Genomic DNA, 24,105 nt, shown 5'->3' on the forward strand with positions numbered 1-24,105 from the left:
GGGGCTCTCAGGCGGCGGCGCACTCCACGACGACCAGGCCGCCCTGGCCTTCGTGGGTGCTCCGGACCGCCAGGCCCGCCGACGCCGCGAGGGCGTGGAAGTCCTCGATCGTGCGTTCCCGGCCGCCCAGCAGGGTCAGCGACTGCAGGTCGAACGACGAGTTGTTCTTCGCGTGCTCCGTCCCGGCCAGCACCTCGACCACGACGACGCGCGCGCCGGTCTCGCCGCAGCGGCGCAGGATCCGCGCCGCGTCCTCGTCGTTCCAGTCGGTCAGCACGCGCGACACGAGCAGCACGTCGTAGCCCGTGGGCAGCGGGTCGAAGAAGCTGCCGCCGACGAACCCGGCCCGGTCGGCCAGGCCCGCGTCCGCCAGGGACCGCTCGGCTTCCGGGCGCACCGGCGGCAGGTCCAGGACCGCGCCGTGCAGGTGCGGGTGCTTCAGCAGGACTTCGCTCAGCAGCGCGCCGATGCCGCCGCCGACGTCGAGGACCCGGGTCACCGTGCTCCAGTCGTAGTCGGCGGCCACCGCCGGGCCGGTCTGCCAGGCGTGCGCCGCCATGATCGCGCCGAAGAACAAGCGCAGTTTTTCGTCACGCTGGTAATCGGTCCAGAAATCGACGCCGTGTGCCTTTCCGTACGCGGATTCGCCGGTGCGGACCGAATGCAGCATTCCGCTGTAGGCGAGATCCATTTTCGCGCCGGGGCCGTCGAGGTCGAGCCAGCCGCGCTGCCAGCGCTGCTGCTCGCCGAGCAGTTCGCGCGACAGGTCGGTGAGCCCGTATTCGCCGGCGTCGGCGCTGAAGAGGCCGACGTTCACCAGGTGCCGCAGCAGCCGGTCGAGGGAGTCGGCGTCGGATCCGCTGGCGGCGGCCAGGTCCGCGGTCGTGGTGGTGCCGCCGGCGACCAGTTCGGGCAGCCGCAGCGCGATGGCGGCGCGGATCGCGAACGGGGTCGCCAGGTCGACCAGGCGGGCGAGCTCGGCGGCGGCGTCGTTCGGCATCGGCGTCCTTTCGGCGGGGGTGATCGGGCTCCACCACGATCGCACCGCGAACCCGTTTCGGTCAACCATTCTTTTGCGCGACGACATCGTATTTTGTCCTGCCCGGAAAACGAAAGGGAAGAATCATGGAGTTCGACGTCCGGCCGATTTCCGGCGCCCTCGGCGCGGAGGTGCGCGGCGTGCCGCTGGCGGAGCTGTCCGACGCCGCGTTCGCCGAGGTGCGGGACCTCCTGCTGACCCACCTCGTGCTGTTCTTCCCGGACGCCGCCGGGCTCGATCCCGAGGCGCACAAGGCGTTCGGCCGCCGGTTCGGCGAGCTCGAGGTGCACCCGTTCCTGCCGAAACTCCCCGGGCACGACGAACTGGTGGTGCTCGACTCCGACCAGGGCGCCCGCGCCGACGTCTGGCACACCGACGTCACGTTCAGCGCGTCGCCGCCGATCGCCTCCGTGCTGCAGCTCGTCGAATGCCCGCCGGCGGGCGGGGACACCATGTGGAGCAACCAGCACCTCGCGTATGAAGCGCTTTCCGCGCCGGTGCGCGACCTGGTCGACGGCCTGACCGCGGTGCACGTCTTCGAGCACCCGAACGGCTCGTTCCGCAGCGAGGCCGAGCACCCGGTGGTGCGCACCCACCCGGAGACGGGCCGCAGGTCCCTGTACGTGAACCGGATGTTCACCCGCCGGATCCCGCAGCTGACGCCGGGTGAAAGCGCCGCGCTGCTGGCCCAGCTGTACGAGGTTTCCGAGAGCCCGCAGCGCGTCTGCCGCTACCACTGGCAGCCGGGCGCGATCGCGGTCTGGGACAACCGGGCCACCCAGCACTACGCGGTCAACGACTACACGGGCCGCCGGGTCGGGCGCCGCGTGACGATCCTCGGCGACAAGCCGGCGGGCGAGCAGCCGCGCTGGCCGCACCACGAGGGGACCGGCCTCAGCGCGGCGACGTCACGCTGACGTCCCGGCGGTGAACAGCGGGTGAACACCCGTGCCCGGCGGGTGAAACGGACACCGGCGACACGCCGCTGTGAGCTGTCCCGCCCGTCGGGCCACACCGCCGCCGGCACCGGCGTGCGGTACGGTCGGGACGCAGCGGTTCAACCGGCAGCCGTCGCACCCCGAGACCCACGACCCCGTCAGGGGCCGGTGTGGGACTGGACTGGTGCACGAGCGGTTTGGCCTCACGGTTCCCCAGGAGGCTTCGCCTATGACCGTTCTTCCTTTGCCTTGTCCCAGAGGGCCCGCGGGCCCGGCGCCCGTCGCGAGCTTCGAAGTGACCGCGACCGCCGACGCCGCCGTGCTGTCGGCGACCGGTGAGCTCGACATCAGCGTCATCGGGCATTTCGCCGGGCTCCTCGAGCGGGAGCTCGCCTTCCGGCCGCGCGCTCTGGTCGTCGACGCCTCGGCCGTGACGTTCTGCGCCGCCCGGGCGCTGACCGTGCTGCTCAACTCCGCCGCCGACGCGCAAGCGGCCGGCGTGCCCTTCGCCGTCGTCACCCGCAGCCGCGCGGTGCTGCGCCCCCTGAGCGTGCTCGGGCTGGAGCGCGCCCTGCCGCTGCACGCCGACCTCGCCGAGGCGCTGACCTGGCTGACGCTGCTGCCGGGCCTGACGGCCCGCTAACGCCGCTGGTCCGGCCCGCGGGTGTCGCGAGGCTAGTTCGCCCAGGCCCGCGGGCAGGGCTCTTCCGAATCCACGCAGCGCAGGCGGGCCCACACGAGCTTGCCGTCGTCGTGGTGGCTCACGCCCCACGCGAGGCACAGCTGGTCGACGACCCGCAGGCCACGACCGCCGTCCCGGCCGGGGACCCGCAGCCGCGGTTCCCCGGTGCCGATGTCGGCGACCGCGACGGTCACCTCGCACGGCCCGCCGGTGCAGCGCAACCGCAGCTCGATCGGCCCGCCGGCGTGCAGGTAGGCGTTGTCCAGCAGTTCTCCGACGATCAACAACGCGTCCAGCCGATGCGGGTCGCCGAGGGTGTGCATCCTCGACTCGGCCCACATCCGGGCATCGGCGAGACCGGACGGGTCGGTGCCGGCCACGTCCAGGGTCTGCCAGCCTGGCTGGTCCGCCGTGGTCCAGTTCACAGGCACGATGGTGACTCCTCCCGAGGGCGCGCACCCGGGGGTGCGTCGTCCTCTACCGAGGAGGGTTACCCGGGGCGGCGGCGGTTACCCGCGAATCGGCACATGGGGTTCGGCCCGGGTGCGCGGGCGGGTCCGCGGGCCGAACACGGCCAGGACCACCGCGCCGACCAGCCAGGTACCGGCGATGAAGAGGAACACGCTCTGGTAGCCGCTGCCGTTGTAGAGCGCCGCCACGATCAGGGGACCGGCCGCGTTCGACAGCCGCCCGAGCCCGTAGGAGACGCCGGTGCCCAGGGAGCGGCTCCGCGTGTCGAACAGCTCGGGGGAGTAGGCGTAGCCGAGGGCGGTGTAGCCGCGTTCGAACAGGTTCACCAGGAACCCGAAGACGACGATCAGGACCGGGTCGAAGGTCAGGCCGTAGAGCAGGCCGCACAGCGCGATGACGGCGCCGAAGGCGACCAGGCACCACTTGCGTTCGAACCGGTCGGTGACCAGGGCGGCCAGGTACGACCCGAGCGGCGCGCCGACGGTGGTGAGGGCCACGTAGAACACCGACTTCTCGACGCTGAAGCCCTCCTTGGCCAGCAGCGTGGGCGCCCAGCTCGAGTAGCCGAAGAAGCCGATCGTCTGCGTCACCCACACGACGGTCAGCAACAAGGTGGGGTAGAGGTATTTCTTCTGCAGCAGGAGGCGGAGCGGCGCCTTCGTCACCGGAGCTTCTTCGACCGGCGGCTCGGGTTCGGGCAATGGTCCTTTCTCCGCGGCGACCTGCTCTTCGATCTCCCGCAGCAGCCGGTCCGCCTCGGCGTGGTCGCCGCGGCTCTCGTGCCAGCGCGGCGACTCCTTGAGGTGGCGGGTGAAGAAGACGAGCAGCACGCCGAGCGCGCCCCACAGGTAGACCAGCCGCCACGACCAGTCGTTGATCGGCACCACCGCGCTGGCGATCAGGTTGGTGACCGGGGTGCCGCAGATGCCGATCACGATCGCGTAGGCCTGGTACTTGCCGCGGCTGGTGGCCGGGTACAGCTCGTTGACGTAGATGACGGCCACGACGGTCATCGCCGAGAGCCCCGCCGAGGTCAGGACGCGGAACACGCCCAGCGACACGACGTCCCACGAGAAGACGGCGGCGAACGAGAAGACGCCGAACCACAGGGTCGTCCACAGCAGTACCCGTTTGCGGCCCCACCGGTCGGCCAGGCCACTGGCGATGACCGCGCCGAAGAACATCCCGACGAACGACAGCGAGGTGACGTAGGCGACCTGGTCGACCGTCACGCCCCACAGCTTGATCAGCTTGGGCGCGGTGGTGGCGAAGCTGTTGATGTCCGCGAACTCGAAGAAGTAGGCGAACGAGACGGCGAGCAGGGTGAGCTTGTGGAACCGGGAGATCGGCAGGCGGTTCAGCCGGTTCAGGGAGTTGGCTTGCTGCATGGGAGTTCCTGTCGCTCAGGCGTCAGTCATTCAGTGCCGGGCCAGTACAGGTGCGTCGGATTGGTCACGAGGAGCTTCTGCTGCTGCTCGGCGGTCACCGCCACCTGCGGCACGTAGTCGACCAGCAGGCCGTCGTCCGGCATGTGGCCCAGGAGGTTGGGGTGCGGCCAGTCGCTGCCCCACAGCACGCGGTCGGGGAACTCCGCCACGACGCGCCGGCCGAACGGGACGACGTCGCGGTAGGCGTGCCGCTCGCCGCCGAGGGCGGGCGGCCCGGTGACGGTCAGGCGCTCGGGGCAGCTGACCTTCACCCAGACGTCGTTGCGGTCGGCGAACCGCAGGAAGCGGCTGAACTCGGGGCCGTCCACCGGCTGTGTGACGTCGGGCCGGCCCAGGTGGTCGACGACGAGCGGCGTGGGCAGCGAGCCGAAGAACCCTTCCAGCTCGGGCAGATCGGCGCTCTCGAAGTAGAGGACCACGTGCCAACCGAGCGTCGCGATCTTCTTCGCGATGGTGCTCAGCTCTTCGTGCGGAGCCGCGTCGACCAGGCGCTTCACGAAGTTGAAGCGCACGCCGCGCACTCCCGCCGCGTCGAGTTCGCGCAGCTCGCGCTGGCTGACGTCGGGACGCACGGTGGCGACGCCGCGCGCCCGGCCGTCCGCAGCGCGGACGGCGTCGAGCATGGCGGAGTTGTCCGCGCCGTGGCAGGTGGCCTGCACGATCACGGTCCGTGTGACGCCCAGGTGGTCGCGCAGCGCGAACAGGTCGTCCTTGCCGCCGTCGCACGGGGTGTACTTGCGCTCGGGGGCGAAGGGGAACTCGGCCTGCGGGCCGAACACGTGGCAGTGCGCGTCGACGGTTCCGGCCGGGAGCCGGAACTTCGGCTCCGACGGGTTCGCGTACCAGTCGAGCCAGCCGGGGGTTTTCGGCGCGGTCATGGGGATCCTCACCGCCCCTGGCGCTTGAGCAGGGCGTCGAGACGCGGGTAGACGGCGCGGGCGTTGTGCTCCCGGATCGCGGCCGAGTCCTCTTCGGACAGTTCGGCGGCTTCGAGGTACCGGCGCGTGTCGTCGAAGTGGTGGCCGGTGCCCGGGTCGACGTCGCGGACCGCGCCGATCATCTCCGAGGCGAACAGGATGTTCTTGGCCGGGACGACGTCGAACAGCAGATCCGAGCCCGGCTGGTGGTAGACGCAGGTGTCGAAGAAGACGTTGCCCAGCAGGTGTTCTTCGAGCGTGGGCTTGCCCAGTGCCATGGCGAGGCCGCGGAACCGGCCCCAGTGGTAGGGCACCGCGCCGCCGCCGTGCGGGATGACCAGCCGCAGGGTGGGGAAGTCCGCGAACAGGTCACCCTGGAGCAGCTGCATGAACGCCGTCGTGTCGGCGTTGAGGTAGTGCGCGCCGGTGGTGTGGAACGCGGGGTTCACGCTGGTGCTGACGTGGATCATCGCCGGGACGTCGTACTCCACCATCTTTTCGTAGACGGGGTACCACGACCGGTCGGTGAGCGGCGGCGCCGTCCAGTGCCCGCCGGAGGGGTCGGGGTTGAGGTTCAGCGCGACGGCGCCGTACTCCTCGACGCACCGCGTGAGCTCCGGAACGCAGGTGGCCGGGTCGACGCCGGGGGACTGCGGGAGCATCGCGGCCGGTGCGAACCGCCCGGGGTAGAGCGCGCTGACGCGGTAGCAGAGTTCGTTGCAGATCGCGGCCCACGCGGACGACGTCGCGAAGTCCCCGACGTGGTGGGCCATGAAGGACGCGCGGGGCGAGAAGATCGTCAGGTCGATGCCGCGTTCGTCCATCAGCCGCAGCTGGTTCGGCTCGATCGTCTCGCGCAGGTCGTCGTCGCTGATCCGCAGGTCGGCGCGGGCCGGCGCGGGCCCGCTGGAGAGGGCGGCGACCTGCCGCTCGCGCCAGGCGGCCAGCGCCGGCGGCGCGGTGGTGTAGTGCCCGTGGCAGTCGATGAGCATGACTCGCACCCTAATCGTCGATGAAATTGTTGACAATATCTACGACGAAAAGTTCTCCCGCACCCGCCGCTACCCAGTTGTCCACATCCCCCGAAATCCCTCCACAACCCCGCATCTTTCGTAGCGAAAGTGGCGTTTGGGGGGTGGGCGGTGAGCGGGGGTTGGGGTTGGGGGAGGTGGGTTAGTCCAGGTCGAGCAGGGGGGCGGCCATGCGGTCGACGTATTCGCCGAGCGCCTCGCGGTCCGCCGCGGTCAGGGCCTTCGTGCCCACCTTGCCGCGCAGCACCGCGACCCCGGTGATCAGCGCGGCCAGCAGTTCCGCGCGCAGGGCGCGGTCCGGCCCGCTCAGGCGCGGGGCCAGCTGCTCGTCGAACGCCCGCTCGATCCGCTCGCGCACGACGGCCCGGATCATGTCGTCGTTCGCCGCGGTCACCAGGCCGGACAGGCCGCCGGGGTGCTCGGCGCCGACGTTCAACGCGCGCTCCAGCAGCGCGCGGGGGAGGTCCTTCAGCGGGAGGTCCGTCGTCATGGTGTCGGCGGAGTCCCAGCCTCGGTCCGCCGCCTCGGCGAACAGCTTCTCCTTCGACCCGAAGTAGCGGTAGACCAGCGCCTGGTTCACCCCGGCCCGGGCCGCGACGTCGCGGGTGCTCGTGCCCTCGACGCCGTGTTCGCTCAGCAGTGTCCGGGCCGCCATCAGCAGCGCTTCCCGGGTCGCCGCCGCGTCACGGCGGCGGGCGCGCGGTGTCGCCGTGTCCATCGCCGGCCTCCGTTTCGTCGGTTTTCGCAGTGTAGACCAGCGCAAACGTCCTGTGAGGGTGATCACCGGGCGGTTAAGTAGTCACTCGTTGACTTGGCTTCCGGCGCGTGACTACCGTGTAAGTCATCAGTTGACTACAACGGAGGTTTCCGTGTCCGACACCCTGACCGCCCCGGCGCCCGCGCGCCGCGCCCGGCGCGCGGAGTCGCATCCGACGGCGGTGCTGCTGGTGCTGGCGCTCTCGACGTTCGCGATCGTCGTCATGCAGAGCATGGTCATGCCGATCCTGTCCGGCCTCGCGCAGTCGCTGGACGTCTCGATGGCCGACGTCTCCTGGGTCGTGACGGTCAACATGCTCTCGGCGGCGGTCTTCACGCCGCTGCTCGGTTCGCTCGGCGACAAGCTCGGCCGCAAGCGCGTCCTCATGGCGACGCTCGCCCTGACCACACTCGGCTCGGTCCTGGTCGCCGTGTCGACGTCGATGGGTGTCGTGCTGGCCGGCCGCGCGCTGCAGGGTATGGGCTTCGCCGCGATGCCGCTGGCCATCGGGATCGTCCGGTCGATCTTCCCGCCGGAACGCGTGCCTTCCAGCATCGCGCTGCTGAGCGCGCTCACCGGCATCGGCGCGGGCGCGGGCCTGCTCGTCTCGGGCCTGCTGGTGCAGGCGGGCGTCTCGGCGCAGGGCATGTTCTGGATCTCCGCCGCGGTCACCGCGCTCGGCCTGCTCGGCACCGCCGCGCTGATCCGGCTGCCGGAGACCGCCGGCAAGTTCTACGTCGACGTCTTCGGGCTGCTGACACTCGCCGGCGGCCTGGTCTGCCTGGTGCTGGGCATCAACCGCGGGCCGGCCTGGGGCTGGGGCTCGGCCACCGTGCTCGGGCTGTTCGCCGGCGCCGTCGTGCTGCTGGTCGGGTGGGTGTTCGTCGAGCGGCGCGTGCGCGAGCCGCTGGTCGACATCGCGATGATGCGCACGCCGGTCGTGCTCGGCACCAACATCGCCACCTTCCTCACCGGCGCCGGCATGTACGGCGCGTTCATCCTGGTGATCCAGTTCGTGCAGACGCCCGGGCGGTTCGGCTACGGCTTCGGGTCCGACGCGCTCGGCGCGGGCCTGACGCTGCTGCCGATGACCGCGGGCACCCTGCTCGCCGCCGGCGCGGTGTCGATGCTGATCCGCCGCGTCGGCCCGAAGTGGCCGATGGTGCTCGGCACGGTCGTCGCGACCGCGACCTTCGCCTTCCTGCTCGCCTTCCACGCCGAGCACTGGCACTTCTACGTCGCGACCGGCCTGCTCGGCCTCGGGCTGGGGCTCGCGTTCGGCGCGATCCCGACGTTGCTCAACAGCGGCGTCACCCCCGCGCAGACGAGTGTCGCCAACAGCGTCAACCAGACGCTGCGCTCGATCGGCGGATCCATCGGTACGGCGGTGGCGTCGGCGATCCTGGCCGCGAACCTGCTGCCGCGCCTCCCCTTGCCCACGGTCGGCGCGTACACCACCGCGTTCACCGTGTCCGGCGCGATCTGCGTCCTCGCGGTCGTCGCCGCCGTGTTCGTCCCGTACCGACACCGCGCAACCACGAAGGAGTCTCGATGACGAGGGCCTATCCCTTCAGTGATCCGGAAAAGCTGGACATCGAGCCGCTGTTCGAGAAGCTGCGCACCGAAGAGCCGCTGAGCCGCGTCACCATGCCCTACGGCGAACCGGCCTGGCTCGCGACGCGCTACGAGGATGTCAAGGTGGTCCTCGGCGACCCGCGCTTCAGCCGCGCGGCGGCGACCGGGCGCGACGAGCCGCGGCTGCGTCCACATCTGCCGCCGCCGGGCAACATCCTCAGTCTCGACCCGCCGGACCACAGCCGGCTGCGGCGGCTGGTGATGAAGGCGTTCACCATGCGCCGGATCGACGCGCTGCGGGCGCGGGCGCGCGAGATCGCCGACAGGCTCGTCGACACGATGCTCACCCAGGGGCCGCCGGCCGATCTGGTGGAGGCCTTCGCGCTGCCGTTCCCGGTGACGGTGATCTGCGAGCTGCTCGGCGTCCCGTTCGAAGACCGCGGCGACTTCCGCGGCTGGTCGGACGCGTTCCTCTCGACGACGAAGTTCACGCCGGACGAAGTCCTCGACGCGATGAAGAAGATGCGCGAGTACATGGCGGGCCTGATCGCCCAGCGCCGCGAGACGCCGCACGACGACCTGCTCGGCGCCCTGGTCGTGGCCCGCGACGAAGACGACCGGCTCTCGGAGGAGGAGCTGCTGTCGCTGGCGCAGACGCTGCTGGTGGCCGGCCACGAGACGACCGCGTCGCAGATCCCGAACTTCGTCTACGCGCTGCTGACGCACCCGGGTCAGCTGGCGCTGCTGCGCGCCGACCTGGGCCTGGTGCCGAAGGCGGTCGAGGAGCTGATGCGGTTCGTCCCGCTCGGCACCGGCGCGGGCATCGCGCGCTACGCGACGGAGGACGTCGAGCTGGGCGGCGTGCTGGTCCGCGCGGGCGAGCCGGTGCTGCCGGCGCTGGCGTCGGCGAACCGCGACGACGCGGTGTACTCCGACCCGGAGGTGCTGGACCTGCTGCGCGGGGAGGCGACGCACATCGGGTTCGGCCACGGCGCCCACCACTGCCTGGGCGCGCCGCTGGCCCGGATGGAACTGCAGGTGGCGCTGGAAACCCTGCTCCGGCGGCTGCCGGACCTGCGCCTGGCCGACGGTGAGGACGGCATCGGCTGGAAGAGGGGGCTCTCGACGCGCGGCCCGCTGCGGCTGCCGCTCGCCTGGGGCTGAGCGGCGCGTCCCGCACCCGGCACGCGCCGGGTGCGGGACGGTGGCCGCTCAACGCACCTGCCCGAGCGGGATCCGCTGGAACACGATGTTTTCGTACGGTCCGGCGGTGCCCGTCTCGTACAGCAGCCCGGCGGTGAGCGGGTCGGCCTGCACGAGGTCGGAGTACGCCGCGGGCCCGCCGGTCAGCGTGCGGCCCGGCGTCCAAGTGCGCCCGCGGTCGGTGCTCAGCCGCAGCTGCATCACCGCGCGCGTGGCGGGGTCGGACGGGCCGGAATACAGCAGCAGCCACGGGATCGTCGTCTGCAGCACACTGCCCTCGACCTTCGTGCCGGACAGCGACGGCTGCACCCGGTACGGCCGCACGAGCGTCTTCCCGCCGTCCACGCTGTAGCCGTCGACGCGGTGCTCGGCCGCGGAACCCTGGTTGCGGCCGGAGAAGTAGAGCGTGCCGTCGGGCAGCTCGGTCATCGACGTCTCGTTCGCGGCGATCACGCCGTCGGTGCGGTCGTCGGTGAAGCCGATGTGCCAGGTGCGGCCGTCGTCGTCGCTGTAGAGGTCGTGGCCGCCGTAGTACTTCGCCTCGGTGCCGGCGTCGGCGGAACCGGCGGGCGGGGAGCCGGAGTGGTTGGCGGGCACGACGATCCGGCCCGCGTGCGGGCCGTGCCGCAGCAGCGTGGCGTGCCCGGGACCGGTGGCGTACCAGCGCCAGCCGGGCGGCTTCGTGTCCGCGGTGATGTCGCGCGCGGCGCTCCAGGTGCGGCCGTTGTCGTTGCTGCGCTGGACGAACACGCGGCGGGTGTCCCGCTCGGACGCCTGACCGGACATGATCTGCTTCTCCGACACGAGTCCGTTGTGGACGGTCAGGAGCACCAGGTCGCCGGTACGGGCCAGCACCGGCGTGGGGTTGCCCGCGGTCGCGTCGCCGTTGGTGGTCACCACGGAGAGCGGGCCCCACGTGCAGCCGCCGTCGCGCGAAGAGCGAGACACCGTCCGGATGGCGCCCGAGTCGCCGGCCGAGTCGCGCCGGCCTTCGGCGAACGCCACCAGGGACCCGTTCACGGCACGGACCACCGCGGGGATGCGGAAGGTGTCGTAACCCTCGGTACCGGAGGTGAACGGCACCGAGGACGTGCACCCGGAGGCGGCCGAAGCCGCCGGGACGACGGGCAGCCCGAGCAGGGCCGCGGCCAGCAGAATCGTGCCGAACCCGCGTTTCGATGACACCGGTTCCGCCTCCTCGCCGAGGGTTTGGGTGGTAGGACATGGGATGTCCGACGTCCTATGTCCGACAAGATAGGGAGCGGGCGCGCGGTTCGTCAAGGACCACGTGGCGCGCAGGAGCGGGACGCGTCCGGGTGCGGGGGAGGCCGGTCAGGCGGCCAGGTCGTCCCAGCGGACGAGGATCGCGGCGGCGAGCAGCCCGGCCACGACGATCTTCCCGATGATCAGCAGCGCGCTCGCGCCGGTCACGTGCCCGAGGTCCAGCAGCGCGCCGGCGAGGAACGCCACGGCGAAGACCTTCGCGCCCCAGCGCCGCCGGAAGCCGACGGCGAGCACGCCGGCCAGCTGGACGGCGGAGGCGAGCAGCGCGAGCACCGGCCACGGCGACGTCTCGCCACCGTGACCGAGCTCGTCCGCGAGGACGGTGCTCTGGGCGATCAGCACCACGGCCGTGCCCAGCCCGAAGAGCACCAGCATCACGGGCAGGAACACCCGCCCGGCTGTCCCGCCGGTGGCGGGTTCGGGCACACGACGACGAGGCACGGCGAGCCTCCGCTCGGCTCCAGCGATCCGGAACCACCCACGGTGCCGGAAACCGGCGTGGACGGCCACCGTGCATTTGCCGGAGCGGAGACACGCCGGCGTGTGCTAGGGGCTCGCGGTCGTCATGACCCGCTGCAGAGGGTTCCGTTCAGGGTGAACGCCGTCGGCAGGATGTTCGGGCCGCCGTAGTCGGCCGTGAAGCCGGGGTCCGCGCTCTCACCCGGGGCCAGCGCCGTGGCCGACGTGACCGTCACGGTGGTCCCGCTCTGGGTCCAGGTGCCGTTCCAGCCGCCGGCGAGGTGCTGCCGCGCGGTCGGCCAGGTGAACGTCAGCGTCCAGTTGGGTACCGGCTTCGTGCCCGTGTTGGTGAGGTGGACGCCGCCGACGAAGCCGCTCGACCAGTCCTGGACGTCGGACATCGTGGCCGCGCACGTACTCCGGGCGGGCGCGCCGGTGGTGAACGTCAGCGGCGGCGAAGCCCAGGAGACGGCGCCGGCCGCGTCCCGCGCCAGCACGTTGACCGTGTACCGGCTGCCCGGGACGAGGTTTCCGGCGGTGAACGACGTTCCCGGCGTCTCGCCCCACTCTTCGCTGGTGGTGCCGGTGCTCCGGTAGACCTCGTACTTCGCGACCGGGTGGCCGCCGGGCGCGGCGGCGGGCCAGGTGAGCGTCGCCGTCCGGTCGGTGACCTGGCCGGCCACCACCGGGCCGGGGGTGGCCGGGGCGGCGGCCGTCGCGGTCGCCGGGTGCAGGACCAGGGTGGTCAGCGAATACGGCGGCAACGTCCGGCCGGCGCTGCTGCCGCCGGCGCTTTCGGCGATCGACGTCGCGCCGTGGGTGAACGTGAACACCTTCGACGCCGTGGCCGCCGGGGCGTAACCGGCGTAGTCGAGGGCGACCGTGCGGGCGTGCCCGGGGTCCTTGTTGATCAGCAGCACCGAAAGGTCGCCGTCGGGCCGGCGGGCGGCGTGGGCGGTGACCAGCGGATCGCTCGTCCCGGCGCGCACCAGCTGATCGCCGGGGCGGGCGAAGAGCCCCAGCATCTCGAGGCCGTGGTAGGGCGCGAACGGCGTGTTCAGCGGCGGCTCGCAGACGCCGTCGCCCAGGCACGTCGCGCTGGAGAGCAGGCCCATGTCCCCGTAGTCGGTCTCTCCCTCCACTGTGGACACCTGGGTCGCGCCGTTGTGCGTGTCCCACCAGTCGACGGTGAACACGCCGTTCTCCAGCATCGCGCTGTACGTGTCGGCGGCGAACAGGGCGCCCGGCTGGGTGTCCATCCCGACCGGGGTGTTGGTCTCGGTGAGCGCGACGCCGATCCGCGCGGAGTCCGCGCCCGCGAACTGCGTGATCTCGCGCCGGACGACGTACATCATGTCGTCCACCTGCTCGGGTTTGGCGAGCGCTTCCGCCGCCGTGGCGCCGCCCGGATACCAGTGCAGCACGACGAAGTCGACATGCGGACCCGCGATCGACAACACGGTCTGATTCCAGTCCGCGGTGTCGCCCTCACCGACGATGCCGTCCGGCCAGTTCGCCGGAGTGGTGAGCACCGCGCCGATCTTGACCGACGGGTCGACGGCCTTCATGGCCTCGGCGTAGGCGACGACGCCGTGGGCGTACGCCGCCGGGCTCTTGTCGGCGTGGTCGTCGGCTTCCCAGTTCGCGCCGTAGTGGCCGTTGCCGTAGAGCTCGTTGCCGATTTCCCAGTACCGGGCGCCGTAGCCCTTCGTCACGTTGGCGTAGCGGACCCAGTCCGCGGCTTCCTGCGGGGTGCCGGTCCCGTAGTTGGCGATGATGATCGGCTGGGCCCCGGTGCGCCGCGCGCCGCCCATGAAGGTGTCGAAGTCGGTGCCGGGCGCGACGTAACCGCCGGGCGCGGTGTTGTCCTTCCAGTGGTAGATGTCGCCGTAGGAACCGCCGGGGTAGCGCAGCATGCGCACGCCGGCGCCGCCGAGCAGATCGGCCACGGCGTCGGTGCCGAGCTGGCTGTCCCAGACCGCGTGGTTGGCCCCGAGCGCGGTGTCCGCCACGGTGGCCAGGCCGGCGCGCGCGTTCACGGTGACGGAGACGTCCGGCTCGGCCGCGGCGGCTTGCGTGACTCCCGCCAGGCCCGCGGCGAGCAGGACGACCGCGGCCGGAAGGGCGCGGCGAAGTGGTCGAGCTGTCATGAAGGTCCATCCCTCACTCGTCCGGATCGAACAGAATGCAAGATGGCTGAGAGCGCTCCCAGTGAGAAAACCACCGGAGGTGCCGGAAGTCAACGCCGGTTCAGCGGCTGCCCGGCGCCGCTCGTCCGCGCGCCGCGCGCGGACCGGGCGCGCGCCGAGCGGACCCGCGGCGAGTGCCTGACCTGTGGAGCGCTTATGGCGAACCTGGAGCGGACCGCGACGGCCTTCCGTGTCCTCCGACCAGCATCGCCACGGCTTCGTGTCGGGCCGGACACCCCGCGAACCGCGGCGTGACGAGCCTCGGCGGGGGTGGTTCACCGCATCGGGTGTGCCCGTCCCGGTAGGGAATCGTTACCCGGATCCCGTTGCGCGCCACCGGTCTGGCTTCCCTCGAGCACCGCGGGATACAGTGCGCGCGGTTGAGAACACAGCCGCCGGTGACCCTTCCTGTGCGGGCGCCGTTACGCCTGATCCGGTGGCCTGTGTGCGGGCGGCTCGGTGAGGCCTCATGCGAGAGAGGCTCGATGTCGTGACCGCTCCTTCGGTCGGCTCCACCCGCGTCGCCGGACCACCGCTGTCCCCGCCGCCCGCGATCAACCGGCTTTCGGTGCTGCTGGTGGAGGACGACGACGGGGACGCGCTGCTGGTCGAGGAGATGCTCGCCGACCTCCCCGCGGAGGCCGAGCGGATCACGCTGCTGCGGGTGGCGACGCTGGCGGCCGCGCTGCCGCACGTCGCGAGCGTCGACTGCGTGCTGCTCGATCTGCAGCTGCCCGACGCGTCCGGCCTGACCGCCCTCAAGACGTTGCGCCAGCGCAGCCCGAGCAGCGCGATCGTGGTCCTGACCGGGCAGAACGACACGGCTACCGGCGTGGCCGCGGTCGCCGCCGGCGCCCAGGACTACCTCGGCAAGGACCAGGTCGACGGGCCGCTGCTGGTGCGCGCCATGCGGTACGCCTGGGAACGGCGAAGGGCCGAGGACGCCGAACAGCGGCTCATGGAGCAGCAGCTGTTCGCGGGGGAGAACGCGCGACTCGAGCGCGGTCTGCTGCCCACCCCGCTGCTCGCCGACGAGGACCTGGGCCTGGCGGTCCGCTACCGCCCGGGCCGGGACGGCGCGTTGCTGGGCGGCGACTTCTACGACACCGTCGAGCTGGCCGACGGCACCGTCGAGGTGATCATCGGGGACGTCTGCGGGCACGGCCCGGACGAAGCCGCGCTGGGCGTGGCGCTGCGGATCGCGTGGCGGGCCCTGGTGCTCGCCGGGCTGCCGGCCGCCGAGGTGCTGTCCACGGTCGACCGGGTCCTGGTGAACGAGCGGATCGAGCCGCTGTTCGCCACGGCGTGCATGGTCACGGTCGCCCCGGACCGGGCGTCCGCGCGGATGGTGCTGGCCGGGCACCCGCCGCCGGTGCTGTTCCGCGGCGGCGGGCCGGCGGAGTTCCTGCCCTCCGACGCGCTGGGGCCGCCGCTGGGCATCCCGCTGCTGCGGCCGCGGCGGCAGACGGAGGTCGCGCTGGACCCGGGCTGGTCCCTGCTGCTCTACACCGACGGCATCTTCGAAGGCCGGGCCGGCGCGGCCGATCGCCTCGGCCGGACGCGGATGGCCGCGCTGGCGGAGGAGCTGCTCGCCGGGCCGGGTGACCGCGGCGCGGCCCTGGACGCCCTGATCGGCCGCGTCCAGCGGCTCAACGACGGCCCGCTGGACGACGACGTCGCGCTGGTCCTGCTCACCCAGCGGCTCGCCGGGGAAGCCCGATGACGGACGCGCGTCCGGCGTGGCCACTGCGGCGCTGGGCCGGGTTGCTGGCGTTCGTCGAGGCCGTCCTGCTCTGCGTGGCCCTCGCGGGCGGGGCGCTCGCGCTGAGCCGCCTCGACGACGCCCGGTCCCGGCTGCTCGACGAGGTGGGGCCGCAGCTGCTGCAGGCCAAGGCCCTCTCGAGCGCGCTGGTCGACCAGGAGACCGGGATCCGCGGTTACCTGCTGACCCGGCAGCAGGAGTTCCTCGAGCCGTACCGGGCCGGGCTCGCCGACCAGGACCGGGCGGTGGCGGAGCTGCGCCGGCTGGGCGCGACTCCGGACACCGCGGAGGGCCGCGACCTCGACGCCGTCTTGGCCGGCGCCGGGACGTGGCGTGGTGCGGCGCTCGCCCAGTCGGCCCCGGGTGGCCCGGCGCCGACGGCGGCGCAGGTGGAGCAGGTCAAGAAGCTGTTCGACGCGCTGCGCGTCCGGCTGACCGGGCAGGACGCGCACCTCGAGGCCGCCCGGGTGGCCGCCCGGACCGACCTGGCGGCCGCGACGAAGCTGCTGACCTGGATCCTCGTCGCCATCGCGGTGGTGATCGCGGCGGCGTTCGTCCTGCTGTTCGCGGGGCTGCGCCGGGCGGTGGTCGGGCCGATCCGGGAGCTGGCCGCCGCGGTGCGCGACGTCGCCGCGCGGGACCTGCACCGGCCGGTGGTGGCGACCGGGCCGCGGGAAGTGCGCCAGCTCGGCGCCGACGTCGACACGATGCGCCGGCGCATCCTGGCCGAAGTGGCCGGGCTCGAGGTGGCCCACGCGCAGCTGGAGACGCGGACGCACGCCCTGGAGCGGTCGAACTCCGATCTGGAGCAGTTCGCCTACGTCGCGTCGCACGACCTCCAGGAGCCGCTGCGGAAGGTGACGAGTTTCTGCCAGCTGCTGGAAAAGCGCTACCAGGACAAGCTCGACGAGCGCGGCGAGCAGTACATCGGGTTCGCCGTCGACGGGGCCAAGCGGATGCAGGTGCTGATCAACGACCTGCTGGCGTTCTCCCGCGTCGGCCGCCGCGGCGGGGAGCCGGCCGAGGTCGAGACCGCGGCGCTCGTGGCCGCCGCCACGGCGAACCTGGAGAGCGTGCTCGACGGCGCCGGCGCGCGGGTGATCGTCGCCGACGGCCTGCCGCCGGTGCTGGGTGAGCGGTCGTTGCTGACGGCCGTGTTCCAGAACCTGATCGGCAACGCCGTCAAGTTCCGCGGCGAGCGGGCGCCCGAGATCACCGTCGGCGCCGAACGGGACGGCGCGGACTGGGTGTTCTCCGTGACGGACAACGGGATCGGGATCGAAGCGCAGTACGCCGAGCGGATCTTCGTGATCTTCCAGCGGCTGCACGGCCGCGGCGACTACCCGGGCACCGGGATCGGGCTGGCGATGTGCCGCAAGATCGTCGAGCACCACGGCGGCCGCGTCTGGCTGGACACCGAAGTCACCGAAGGGACGTGCTTCCGCTTTACGCTCCCCGGCGCCGCGGAGGAAGCTCAGGCCGCGGCCTGACCGGACCGGACCTACGGGATCGGCGGGTGGGACCGCTCTTCGAGCATGCCCGCCAGAGCGGCGGCGATGAGGGCGACGTCCCGGTCGGCGTCCCCGGCCAGCCGCCGCAGGGCGTCCCGGGCTAGGGGCGGCGGCATCTCGGCGAGGGCCTGGGTCAGGCGGATCCGCACCGCGGCGTCCGCGGCCGGGGCGGCGAGCTCGCCGGTCAGCGCGCTCATCACCCGCTCCGCGCATCCGGCGTCCCGGGACAACGTGCCGAGGAGCTCGGCCGCCTCGACGTCGTTCGTGCCCTCGACCACCATGCGCACGAGCGTCGGCACGGCCGCGGTCTCGCCGCGTTTGCCCGACGCCAGCGCGGCGTGCCGGCGCACCGCCGGGTCCGGGTCCCCGAGCGCGCCGGTGAGCAGCGCGGCCGCCTCGGCGCCGGAGAACCCGGCGATCGCCAGGACCGCGCGCCGCCGGACGTCGACGTCCGCCGACGCCAGGCCGGACGCCACGCTCGCCACGCCGTCACCGCCCGCCCGCGCCAGAGCCCACCGCAGGGCGCCCGCGACGTTCGGGTCGGCCTCGGCGAGCACCGCCCCGGCCAGCAGGTCGAGAGGCAGGGGCACGTCCTCGGCCGGGGCCAGCACGGCCTGCTGCCGGTGCGCGGGACTGGCCGAGCCGAGCCCGCGCAGGAGCTCGATGATGCGCAGGACGCCCTGCCAGCCGCCGGGCGCCGAGGCGTCGACCGCGCGCAACCGGTCCAGCAGCTCCTGTTCCCGCTTCAGCCGGTCTTCGGTCTGCCGGATGAGGTCGCCGACCAAAGTGGACGGTGCGAAGCCGGGATCCTCCAGCGCGCGCCCGATCTGCCGCAGCGACAACCCCAGGGACCGCAGGCTTTCGACGTGGAAGATCCGGCGGATGTCCTGAGTGGAGTATTCGCGGTAACCGCCGACCGTGCGGCCGGTCGGGCGCACCAGCCCGAGGGAGTCGTAGTGCCGGAGCATCCGGGTGCTCACCCCCGAGCGGTGCGCCACCTCGCCGATCAGCACGACGTCCCGCCGGAGTGTTCCGGGCCGAGCGCGACGATCCGCTTCGCCTCGTCGACGCCCGGGTCGAACGCGGCGTCCGGGTCGCGCAGCAGCCGTTCCGTGGCCCGGGCGTGCGCCCGCACCGCCGGATCGGCGCTCGCCAGCCCCGTCCGCAGGGCCGGCTCGATCACGTCCCCGAGCGCGACGAGCGCCCGGCTGAGGCTCAGCCGGACGGCCCGGTCGCCCCGGCCGAGCTGGGCCGCCAGCTCCGCGGCCAGCGCGTCCCGTTCCGCGCCGGGCACGAGGACGACGGCGGCCCGCCACGCGCTTCGCGCGACCTCGTCGTCGGCGTCGCGCAGCAACGACGGCGTGATCGCGGGCCACGTCGTCCCGTCGCCGATCTTGGACAGCGTGTGCAGCGCCTGGCTCCGGGCCTGAGCGCGCTCGGAGCGGAGCTCCCCGAGCAGCCTGGGCACGGTGACCTCCGCCGGAAGGCGGGTCAAGGCCCAGGTGAGCATGTCGCGCACGAAGAAGTCCGGCTCGATCGCGGACCGCGCCACGAGCGCGTCGGCGGACCCGGGGTCGGCACGCGTGCCGGCCGCCAGGGCCGCCTGAAGCCGCATCGACGAGTTTCCGGTGCTCAGCGCGCCGAGCGGGGTCGAATTCATGGTGATCACCTCCTGCGCCCAGTGAAGACCTTGTCACGGTGTCAAGGTCAAGGCACTTGCCAGTTCTTTGACAGGTGTCTATAAAGTGCGGGGTGAGCATCGACAGCCGTGACCCGCGCGCCGTGCGGTCGCGGGCGGCGCTGTCCGCGGCGGCCGTGCGGCTGGTGTCCGAGCGCGGCAGCGCGAACGTCCCCGTCACCGAACTCGCCGAAGCCGCCGGGGTCAGCCGGCAGCTCGTCTACCTGCACTTCGCCGACCGGGACGCGCTGCTGGTCGCCGCCGCGCTCGACCTCGCCCGGCGGGAGCTGCTGCCCGTCCGGGAGTCCGGGCGCGCCGCGGTGCTCGCCACCGCCCGGCACTTCGCCGCGCACCGCGCGTTCTACCGGGCGCTGCTCACGGGGCCGTGCGCGTTCGCGCTGACCACCGCGTTGAGTGAGCTGCTCGCGCCGGTCAACCGCGAGGCGGTCCGGCGGCTCTTCGGCGAGCGGCTGCCGGCCGGGACGGTCGACGACCTCGCGGTGTTCCTCACCGGCGGCGCCGGCGCGGTGATCAACGCCTGGCTGCTCGGCGACGACGAGACCCTCGATCCCGAAGACCTCGCCGACCGCTTCGTCCGCCTCCGGCACACCCTCGGCGGACTTCCGGAGGAGGACGCATGACCCATCCCGGGCTCACGCCGGACTCGGTGGCGAAGCCGACGGTGCTGATCGCCGAGCCGCCCGGTCGGCGGGCCCGCCGAACGGACTGTCGTGAGGGGCACCCTCAGGGACCTGGAGTCCCTGAGGGTGCCCCTCATGACCACGGTGCGGGGGAGTGGGTTTCGCTGGAGTTCCGCCAAGTCCGCGTGAAGTGAGGTCGTCCATGTCGATCCTGTCGAAGCCGTTCGTCGCCGACCGGGTGGCCCGCCTGATGGGCGCGGCCGCCGCCCGCGCGATCACACCGCGTCCGCTGTTCCCCGAAATCCCCGGCCGCACCGGCGAAATCTCGGTGCCGACCCGGCACGGCCCGATGCCCGCCACCCTCTACCGCCCGCCGGGAGACGCCCGGGGCGTCTACGTCAACGCCCACGGCGGCGGGTTCGTGGTGGGCGCCCCGATCGGGGACGACCCGCTGTGCCGGTACCTCGCCGAGCACGCCGGGGTGTTCGTGGTCAACCTCGACTACGCGCTCGCGCCGGCGCGGCGGTTTCCGGTGCCGTGCGAACAGGTGCACGACGCGCTGACGTGGGCGGCCGCGCCCGAGCGCGAGTGGGCCGGCGCGCGGCTGTGTGTCGGCGGGCAGAGCGCGGGCGGTTCGCTCGCGGCCGCGGCGTCCCGGCTCGCGCTGCGCGACGGCGGTCCGGCGATCGCGTTGCAGGTGCTGCACTACCCACCGCTGGACCTCGTGACCCCGGCCGCGGCCAAACCGGCGGCGCGGGGCGCGGTGATCCGGCCGTGGATGGGGGAGGTCTTCGACACCGCCTACATCCCCGACACCGCCCGCCGCGCGGACCCGCTGGCGTCGCCGGCGTGGGGGAGCAACGGTGACGGCCTGGCGGGCATCGCGCCCGCGCTGGTGATCACCTGCGAGCACGACCGGCTGCGCGCCGAGGCCGTCGCCTACGCGGGCAAGCTCGCGGAGGCCGGCGCGTTGGTGGAGCACTACGACATCGCAGGCGTCGACCACGGCTACGACCTCATGCGCGGGGAACCCGAACTCGTCCGGCGGGTATACGCGTTCCTCGCCCTGCACGTCGAGCGCGCGGTGACGGCCTGAGCCGCGGCCCTCAGAGCACCACCGGCACCGGCCGGACCTCGGACGGCCGCAGGCGGGAGCTGATCCACCGGCGCTCGCCGGCTTCAGGGGGTCAGCGTGTCGAGGATCCGTTCGAGGCTGTGGCCGAAGAGGTCGTCGTCGGACCACTCCTGGTCGACGAAGCCGGACGTGCTGAGCGTCGGGTAGAGCTCGCTCAGGCCGGTGATGTGCGCCCGGGCCCGGGCGACGACCGTGGGATCGTCCAGCCGCCGCCAGGTGGCGTCGGTCATCGCGGTACCGATGACGAAGCCGGTCAGCAGGTGGGTGGCCGACGCCAGATCGCGGCCGGTCAGGCCGGCGCGGGTCAGCATCGCCTGGACGAACTCGGTCCGGGCCAGCACGTTCGGGCCCAGCAGGGGGCGTCCCAGCAGGCTGGGTGACCACGGGTGCGCGAGCATCGCGGCGCGCCAGCCGAGCAGCAGTGCGCGGACCGCGGCGCGGGGGTCGGGGCCGGGCTCGGGGAGCGGCACCTCGCCGAGGATGTGGTCGACCGCGAGGTCGAGCAGGTCCTCCTTGGTCGAGACGTGCCAGTAGAGCGCCGTCGAGGTCACGTCGAGGCGCTGGGCGAGCCGTCGCATCGTCAGCCGTTCCGCCCCGTGGGCGTCGAGCTCGGCGACGGCCTCGGTGACGATCCGCTCCAGGGTGAGCGGCGCGGCCCGTCGTGCCGGACGTTCCCGATCGCCGCGCAGCCACAGGACTTCGCTGGTGGCGCCGTCCGCTGCGGCGGATTCTCCCTTGGTCACGAGCACCCACCTTACGCATCGCGACAGCCCGTTCTACCGTCGGTCGCCTAACTTACCATTGATAAGTTAAATCTACCGATGATAAGTTGACGGCCGGATCCGACGGTCCGCCCGACAGCTCCCCTCACGAATCGAAGGTCGAGATGAACTCTGGTGAAGAGCCCGGCACGCTTCGCGGCCGGCCCGCGGCGGGCCTCGGCGCCCGCGTCCCGCACCGCTGGATCGCGCTCGTCGTCCTGAGCCTCGCCCAGCTGATGGTCGTCCTGGACTCCACGATCGTGAACATCGCGCTGCCGACCGCGCAGCACGACCTCGGGTTCTCCACCGACAACCGGCAGTGGGTCGTCACCGGGTACGCGCTCGCGTTCGGCAGCCTGCTGCTGCTCGGCGGCCGGCTCTCGGACTTCTTCGGCCGGAAGCGGCTGTTCGTCATCGGCCTGGCCGGCTTCGCGGTCGCCTCGGCGCTCGGCGGGGCCGCGAGCGGCTTCGGGATGCTGCTGATCTCCCGGGTCGCGCAGGGCGCGTTCGGCGCGATGCTCGCGCCGGCGGCGCTGTCGATGGTGTCGGTGACCTTCGCCGGCGACGCGAACGAGCGCGGCCGCGCCTTCGGCGTCTTCGGCGCGATCTCGGGCGCCGGCGGCGCGCTGGGACTGCTGCTGGGCGGCGTCCTCACCCAGGACCTGTCGTGGCGGTGGTGCCTGTACGTCAACCTGATCATCGCCGCGGTGGCGTTCGCCGGCGCGCTGGTCTTCCTCGCCGACGGCGAGCGGCCCGAACGCACCCGGCTCGACGTCTCGGGCACGATCACCGCGATCCTCGGCGTCGTCGGCATCGCCTACGGCCTCGGCAACGCCGCGGCGAAGGGCTGGACCGACTTCCGGACCGTGGGACCGGTGCTCGCCGGCGTCGTGTTCGTCGTCGTCTTCGTGCTGCTCGAGCGCCGCGTCCGGCAGCCGCTGCTCCCGCTGCCGGTGCTGCTGGACCGCGACCGCGGCGCGGCCTACCTGTCGATCGGGATCTCGGGGATCGGCGGCTTCGCGGTGTTCCTGTTCCTCACCTACTACCTCGCGGAAACGCTGGGGTTCACGCCGTTCCGGACCGGGCTGGCGTTCCTGCCCATGGTCGGCCTGGTGATGGTGGGCGCGATCGTCTCCGGGGCGGTGCTGCTGCCGCGCACCGGGCCGCGCCCGCTCGTGCCGGCGGGCTGCCTGCTCGCCGCGCTCGGCATGGCGCTGCTCACCGGGATCGGGACGTCGTCCACCTACGCCGGCGGCGTGCTGCCGTCCCTGCTCGTCATCGGCCTCGGCCTGGGGCTGGTCTTCGGCCCGGGACAGAACGCCGCGACCAGCGGTGTGCGGCCGCACGAGTCCGGGGTGGCGTCCGCGATGGTGAACATCGCCCAGCAGATCGGCGGGTCCATCGGGCTGGCCGTGTTCAGCTCGCTGAGCGCGACGGCGATCACGGGCTACCTCGACGACCACGCGGCGACAGCGGCACAGCCGTCGACGATCGTCGACGCGACGCTTTCCAGCTACCACTTCGTGTTCTGGATCGCGGCGGCGCTGTTCCTCGGGGGCGCCGTGGTGGCCGCGCTCCTCTTCCGCAGCGGTCCCTTGCCGGTCACCCAGGACGCGACCCCGGTCGTCGCCCGCTAACCGAAAGCGAGAAGCACCATGAAAGCCGCACAGTTCAAGCAGTTCGGCGGTCCCGAAGTCCTCGAGGTCGTGGATCTCCCCGACCCGCACCCGGGCCCCGGCCAGGTCCGGATCGTCGTCCACGCGGCCGGCGTCAACGCCACGGAGACGAAGCTGCGCAGCGGCGAACTGTCTTTCGGGGCAGGACTTCCGCAGACGACCGGCCGCGACGTCGCGGGTGTCGTCGACGAGCTCGGCGAGGGTGTGACCGACGTGGCCGTCGGCGACCGGGTGTTCGGCATCTCCGACGACGGCGCCGGCGCGGCCGAGCTGGCCCTGCTGACCCACCGCGCGCCCCTCCCGCCGTCACTCGGGTTCGTCGACGCCGCCGGCCTCCCCATCGCCCTCGAAACGGCCACGCGCGCGCTGGACCAGCTCACCGTCGCGAGTGGACGGACGTTGTTCGTCAACGGTGCCACCGGCGGGATCGGCGGCACCGCTGTCCAGCTCGCCCTCGCCCGCGGCGCGCGGGTGATCGGCGCCGCGAGTGCCGCCAACCAGAACTACCTGCGCTTGCTCGGCGCGGAGCCCGTGACGTACGGCGAAGGCATGGTCGAACGGATTCGCGCGATCGCTCCCGGCGGCGTCGACCGGGCGTTGGACGTAGCCGGGAACGGTGTCCTGCCCGAGCTGATCGACCTCGCCGGCGGCGCGCCGAACGTGGTGACGCTGGCCGAATTCGCGGGCGCGGAAAAGCACGGGGTGCACTTCAGCAACGGCTTCGTCGACGGCCACGGTTTCCACGCCCTGGCCGAGATCTCCCCCCTGATCGAGGCCGGCCGGTTCTGGCTCCCGGTCGACCGGACCTTCCCGCTCGCCGAGATCGCCGAAGCCCACCGCACCAGCGAAAACGCCCACGTCCGAGGACGGCTGGTGCTGGTGATCGCTTGACCGTCAGACCGGCGACGACGCCGCGAAGCGCCGGGATCTGCGATCCCGGCGCCCCAC

22 protein-coding genes are annotated in these 24,105 nt (G+C 72.6%); 10 read left to right on the forward strand and 12 right to left on the reverse strand.

The window, feature by feature from the left end; all coding sequences use genetic code 11:
* Nucleotides 1-7: 7 nt before the first annotated feature.
* Entirely contained in the window at nucleotides 8-1,000 is a 993-nt protein-coding gene (locus tag OG494_RS03590; RefSeq protein WP_328451900.1) for a methyltransferase, read from the reverse strand.
* 125 nt (nucleotides 1,001-1,125) lie between these two features.
* Between OG494_RS03590 and OG494_RS03595 the strand changes: the two genes are divergently transcribed.
* Nucleotides 1,126-1,956, forward strand: coding sequence for a TauD/TfdA dioxygenase family protein (locus tag OG494_RS03595; RefSeq protein ID WP_328451902.1), 831 nt, complete (start codon nucleotides 1,126-1,128; stop codon nucleotides 1,954-1,956).
* Between the two features lie 316 nt (nucleotides 1,957-2,272).
* Entirely contained in the window at nucleotides 2,273-2,620 is a 348-nt protein-coding gene (locus tag OG494_RS03600; RefSeq protein ID WP_328451904.1) for an STAS domain-containing protein, read from the forward strand.
* A gap of 32 nt (nucleotides 2,621-2,652) precedes the next feature.
* Here OG494_RS03600 and OG494_RS03605 read toward each other — a convergent pair whose 3' ends face one another.
* The 5 genes from OG494_RS03605 to OG494_RS03625 all read right to left on the reverse strand — a co-directional run bounded on the left by OG494_RS03605 (nucleotide 2,653) and on the right by OG494_RS03625 (nucleotide 7,244).
* A complete protein-coding gene (locus tag OG494_RS03605; RefSeq protein ID WP_328451907.1) occupies nucleotides 2,653-3,090 on the reverse strand; it encodes an ATP-binding protein in 438 nt (145 codons plus the stop codon).
* A 78-nt stretch (nucleotides 3,091-3,168) separates the two neighbouring features.
* Nucleotides 3,169-4,518: an MFS transporter gene (locus tag OG494_RS03610; protein ID WP_328451909.1), complete on the reverse strand. Its 1,350-nt coding sequence runs from the start codon at nucleotides 4,516-4,518 to the stop codon at nucleotides 3,169-3,171.
* Between the two features lie 26 nt (nucleotides 4,519-4,544).
* A complete protein-coding gene (locus tag OG494_RS03615; protein ID WP_328451911.1) occupies nucleotides 4,545-5,456 on the reverse strand; it encodes an amidohydrolase family protein in 912 nt (303 codons plus the stop codon).
* An 8-nt stretch (nucleotides 5,457-5,464) separates the two neighbouring features.
* The gene (locus tag OG494_RS03620; protein ID WP_328451913.1) at nucleotides 5,465-6,487 is read right to left on the reverse strand and encodes an amidohydrolase family protein; all 1,023 of its coding nucleotides are present in this window, start codon (nucleotides 6,485-6,487) and stop codon (nucleotides 5,465-5,467) included.
* Between the two features lie 181 nt (nucleotides 6,488-6,668).
* Complete coding sequence (locus OG494_RS03625; RefSeq protein ID WP_328451915.1) at nucleotides 6,669-7,244, reverse strand: TetR/AcrR family transcriptional regulator; 576 nt, start codon at nucleotides 7,242-7,244, stop codon at nucleotides 6,669-6,671.
* 151 nt (nucleotides 7,245-7,395) lie between these two features.
* On the opposite strand from OG494_RS03625, the gene OG494_RS03630 reads away from it, so the two are divergent.
* Both OG494_RS03630 and OG494_RS03635 read left to right on the forward strand, forming a co-directional pair.
* Nucleotides 7,396-8,838 (forward strand): MFS transporter, encoded by a 1,443-nt coding sequence (locus OG494_RS03630; protein WP_328451917.1) that lies wholly within the window; start codon nucleotides 7,396-7,398, stop codon nucleotides 8,836-8,838.
* Entirely contained in the window at nucleotides 8,835-10,022 is a 1,188-nt protein-coding gene (locus OG494_RS03635; protein ID WP_328451918.1) for a cytochrome P450, read from the forward strand. Before OG494_RS03630 ends, OG494_RS03635 begins: the two co-directional genes overlap by 4 nt.
* 48 nt (nucleotides 10,023-10,070) lie before the next feature.
* On the opposite strand, the gene OG494_RS03640 is transcribed toward OG494_RS03635, so the two are convergent.
* From OG494_RS03640 to OG494_RS03650, 3 genes are all read right to left on the reverse strand, one after another.
* Complete coding sequence (locus tag OG494_RS03640) at nucleotides 10,071-11,246, reverse strand: sialidase family protein (RefSeq protein ID WP_328451920.1); 1,176 nt, start codon at nucleotides 11,244-11,246, stop codon at nucleotides 10,071-10,073.
* A 147-nt stretch (nucleotides 11,247-11,393) separates the two neighbouring features.
* Nucleotides 11,394-11,786, reverse strand: a complete 393-nt coding sequence (locus OG494_RS03645; protein WP_328451922.1) for a hypothetical protein — start codon at nucleotides 11,784-11,786, stop codon at nucleotides 11,394-11,396.
* 122 nt (nucleotides 11,787-11,908) lie between these two features.
* The gene (locus OG494_RS03650; protein ID WP_328451924.1) at nucleotides 11,909-13,954 is read right to left on the reverse strand and encodes a cellulose binding domain-containing protein; all 2,046 of its coding nucleotides are present in this window, start codon (nucleotides 13,952-13,954) and stop codon (nucleotides 11,909-11,911) included.
* A 574-nt stretch (nucleotides 13,955-14,528) separates the two neighbouring features.
* On the opposite strand from OG494_RS03650, the gene OG494_RS03655 reads away from it, so the two are divergent.
* Together OG494_RS03655 and OG494_RS03660 are read left to right on the forward strand one after the other, a co-directional pair.
* Nucleotides 14,529-15,716, forward strand: coding sequence for a PP2C family protein-serine/threonine phosphatase (locus OG494_RS03655; RefSeq protein WP_328458863.1), 1,188 nt, complete (start codon nucleotides 14,529-14,531; stop codon nucleotides 15,714-15,716).
* Nucleotides 15,713-17,245 carry a sensor histidine kinase gene (locus tag OG494_RS03660; protein WP_328451926.1) on the forward strand — a complete coding sequence of 511 codons (1,533 nt, stop codon included), beginning with the start codon at nucleotides 15,713-15,715 and terminating at the stop codon, nucleotides 17,243-17,245. Before OG494_RS03655 ends, OG494_RS03660 begins: the two co-directional genes overlap by 4 nt.
* An 11-nt stretch (nucleotides 17,246-17,256) precedes the next feature.
* On the opposite strand, the gene OG494_RS03665 is transcribed toward OG494_RS03660, so the two are convergent.
* Together OG494_RS03665 and OG494_RS03670 are read right to left on the reverse strand one after the other, a co-directional pair.
* Nucleotides 17,257-18,279, reverse strand: coding sequence for a HEAT repeat domain-containing protein (locus OG494_RS03665; protein WP_328451928.1), 1,023 nt, complete (start codon nucleotides 18,277-18,279; stop codon nucleotides 17,257-17,259).
* On the reverse strand, nucleotides 18,273-18,926 hold the full coding sequence (locus tag OG494_RS03670; RefSeq protein WP_328451930.1) for a HEAT repeat domain-containing protein: 654 nt from the start codon (nucleotides 18,924-18,926) through the stop codon (nucleotides 18,273-18,275). Before OG494_RS03670 ends, OG494_RS03665 begins: the two co-directional genes overlap by 7 nt.
* A gap of 92 nt (nucleotides 18,927-19,018) precedes the next feature.
* On the opposite strand from OG494_RS03670, the gene OG494_RS03675 reads away from it, so the two are divergent.
* Complete coding sequence (locus OG494_RS03675) at nucleotides 19,019-19,585, forward strand: TetR family transcriptional regulator (RefSeq protein ID WP_328451932.1); 567 nt, start codon at nucleotides 19,019-19,021, stop codon at nucleotides 19,583-19,585.
* Nucleotides 19,586-19,787: 202 nt separating this feature from the next.
* Nucleotides 19,788-20,681, forward strand: coding sequence for an alpha/beta hydrolase fold domain-containing protein (locus OG494_RS03680; RefSeq protein ID WP_328451934.1), 894 nt, complete (start codon nucleotides 19,788-19,790; stop codon nucleotides 20,679-20,681).
* Nucleotides 20,682-20,764: 83 nt separating this feature from the next.
* Here OG494_RS03680 and OG494_RS03685 read toward each other — a convergent pair whose 3' ends face one another.
* Nucleotides 20,765-21,463: a TetR/AcrR family transcriptional regulator gene (locus OG494_RS03685; RefSeq protein WP_328451935.1), complete on the reverse strand. Its 699-nt coding sequence runs from the start codon at nucleotides 21,461-21,463 to the stop codon at nucleotides 20,765-20,767.
* 143 nt (nucleotides 21,464-21,606) lie between these two features.
* On the opposite strand from OG494_RS03685, the gene OG494_RS03690 reads away from it, so the two are divergent.
* Nucleotides 21,607-23,118 carry an MFS transporter gene (locus OG494_RS03690; RefSeq protein WP_328451936.1) on the forward strand — a complete coding sequence of 504 codons (1,512 nt, stop codon included), beginning with the start codon at nucleotides 21,607-21,609 and terminating at the stop codon, nucleotides 23,116-23,118.
* Between the two features lie 18 nt (nucleotides 23,119-23,136).
* Nucleotides 23,137-24,048 (forward strand): NADP-dependent oxidoreductase, encoded by a 912-nt coding sequence (locus OG494_RS03695; protein ID WP_328451937.1) that lies wholly within the window; start codon nucleotides 23,137-23,139, stop codon nucleotides 24,046-24,048.
* The last annotated feature ends 57 nt before the right edge of the window (nucleotides 24,049-24,105 follow it).

Origin of the sequence: Amycolatopsis sp. NBC_00438, from assembly GCF_036026695.1 — a bacterium.
In the GTDB taxonomy this organism is placed as follows: Bacteria; Actinomycetota; Actinomycetes; order Mycobacteriales; family Pseudonocardiaceae; genus Amycolatopsis.

What these genes read in the sequence shown, in the direction of transcription:
- OG494_RS03620 (WP_328451913.1), bottom strand. Translation starts at nt 6,487, where the DNA reads ATGCTCATCGACTGCCACGGGCACTACACCACCGCGCCGCCGGCGCTG.
- OG494_RS03590 (WP_328451900.1), bottom strand. Translation starts at nt 1,000, where the DNA reads ATGCCGAACGACGCCGCCGCCGAGCTCGCCCGCCTGGTCGACCTGGCG.
- OG494_RS03680 (WP_328451934.1), top strand. Translation starts at nt 19,788, where the DNA reads ATGTCGATCCTGTCGAAGCCGTTCGTCGCCGACCGGGTGGCCCGCCTG.
- OG494_RS03635 (WP_328451918.1), top strand. Translation starts at nt 8,835, where the DNA reads ATGACGAGGGCCTATCCCTTCAGTGATCCGGAAAAGCTGGACATCGAG.
- OG494_RS03595 (WP_328451902.1), top strand. Translation starts at nt 1,126, where the DNA reads ATGGAGTTCGACGTCCGGCCGATTTCCGGCGCCCTCGGCGCGGAGGTG.
- OG494_RS03660 (WP_328451926.1), top strand. Translation starts at nt 15,713, where the DNA reads ATGACGGACGCGCGTCCGGCGTGGCCACTGCGGCGCTGGGCCGGGTTG.
- OG494_RS03670 (WP_328451930.1), bottom strand. Translation starts at nt 18,926, where the DNA reads ATGAATTCGACCCCGCTCGGCGCGCTGAGCACCGGAAACTCGTCGATG.
- OG494_RS03650 (WP_328451924.1), bottom strand. Translation starts at nt 13,954, where the DNA reads ATGACAGCTCGACCACTTCGCCGCGCCCTTCCGGCCGCGGTCGTCCTG.
- OG494_RS03625 (WP_328451915.1), bottom strand. Translation starts at nt 7,244, where the DNA reads ATGGACACGGCGACACCGCGCGCCCGCCGCCGTGACGCGGCGGCGACC.
- OG494_RS03690 (WP_328451936.1), top strand. Translation starts at nt 21,607, where the DNA reads ATGAACTCTGGTGAAGAGCCCGGCACGCTTCGCGGCCGGCCCGCGGCG.
- OG494_RS03615 (WP_328451911.1), bottom strand. Translation starts at nt 5,456, where the DNA reads ATGACCGCGCCGAAAACCCCCGGCTGGCTCGACTGGTACGCGAACCCG.
- OG494_RS03695 (WP_328451937.1), top strand. Translation starts at nt 23,137, where the DNA reads ATGAAAGCCGCACAGTTCAAGCAGTTCGGCGGTCCCGAAGTCCTCGAG.
- OG494_RS03610 (WP_328451909.1), bottom strand. Translation starts at nt 4,518, where the DNA reads ATGCAGCAAGCCAACTCCCTGAACCGGCTGAACCGCCTGCCGATCTCC.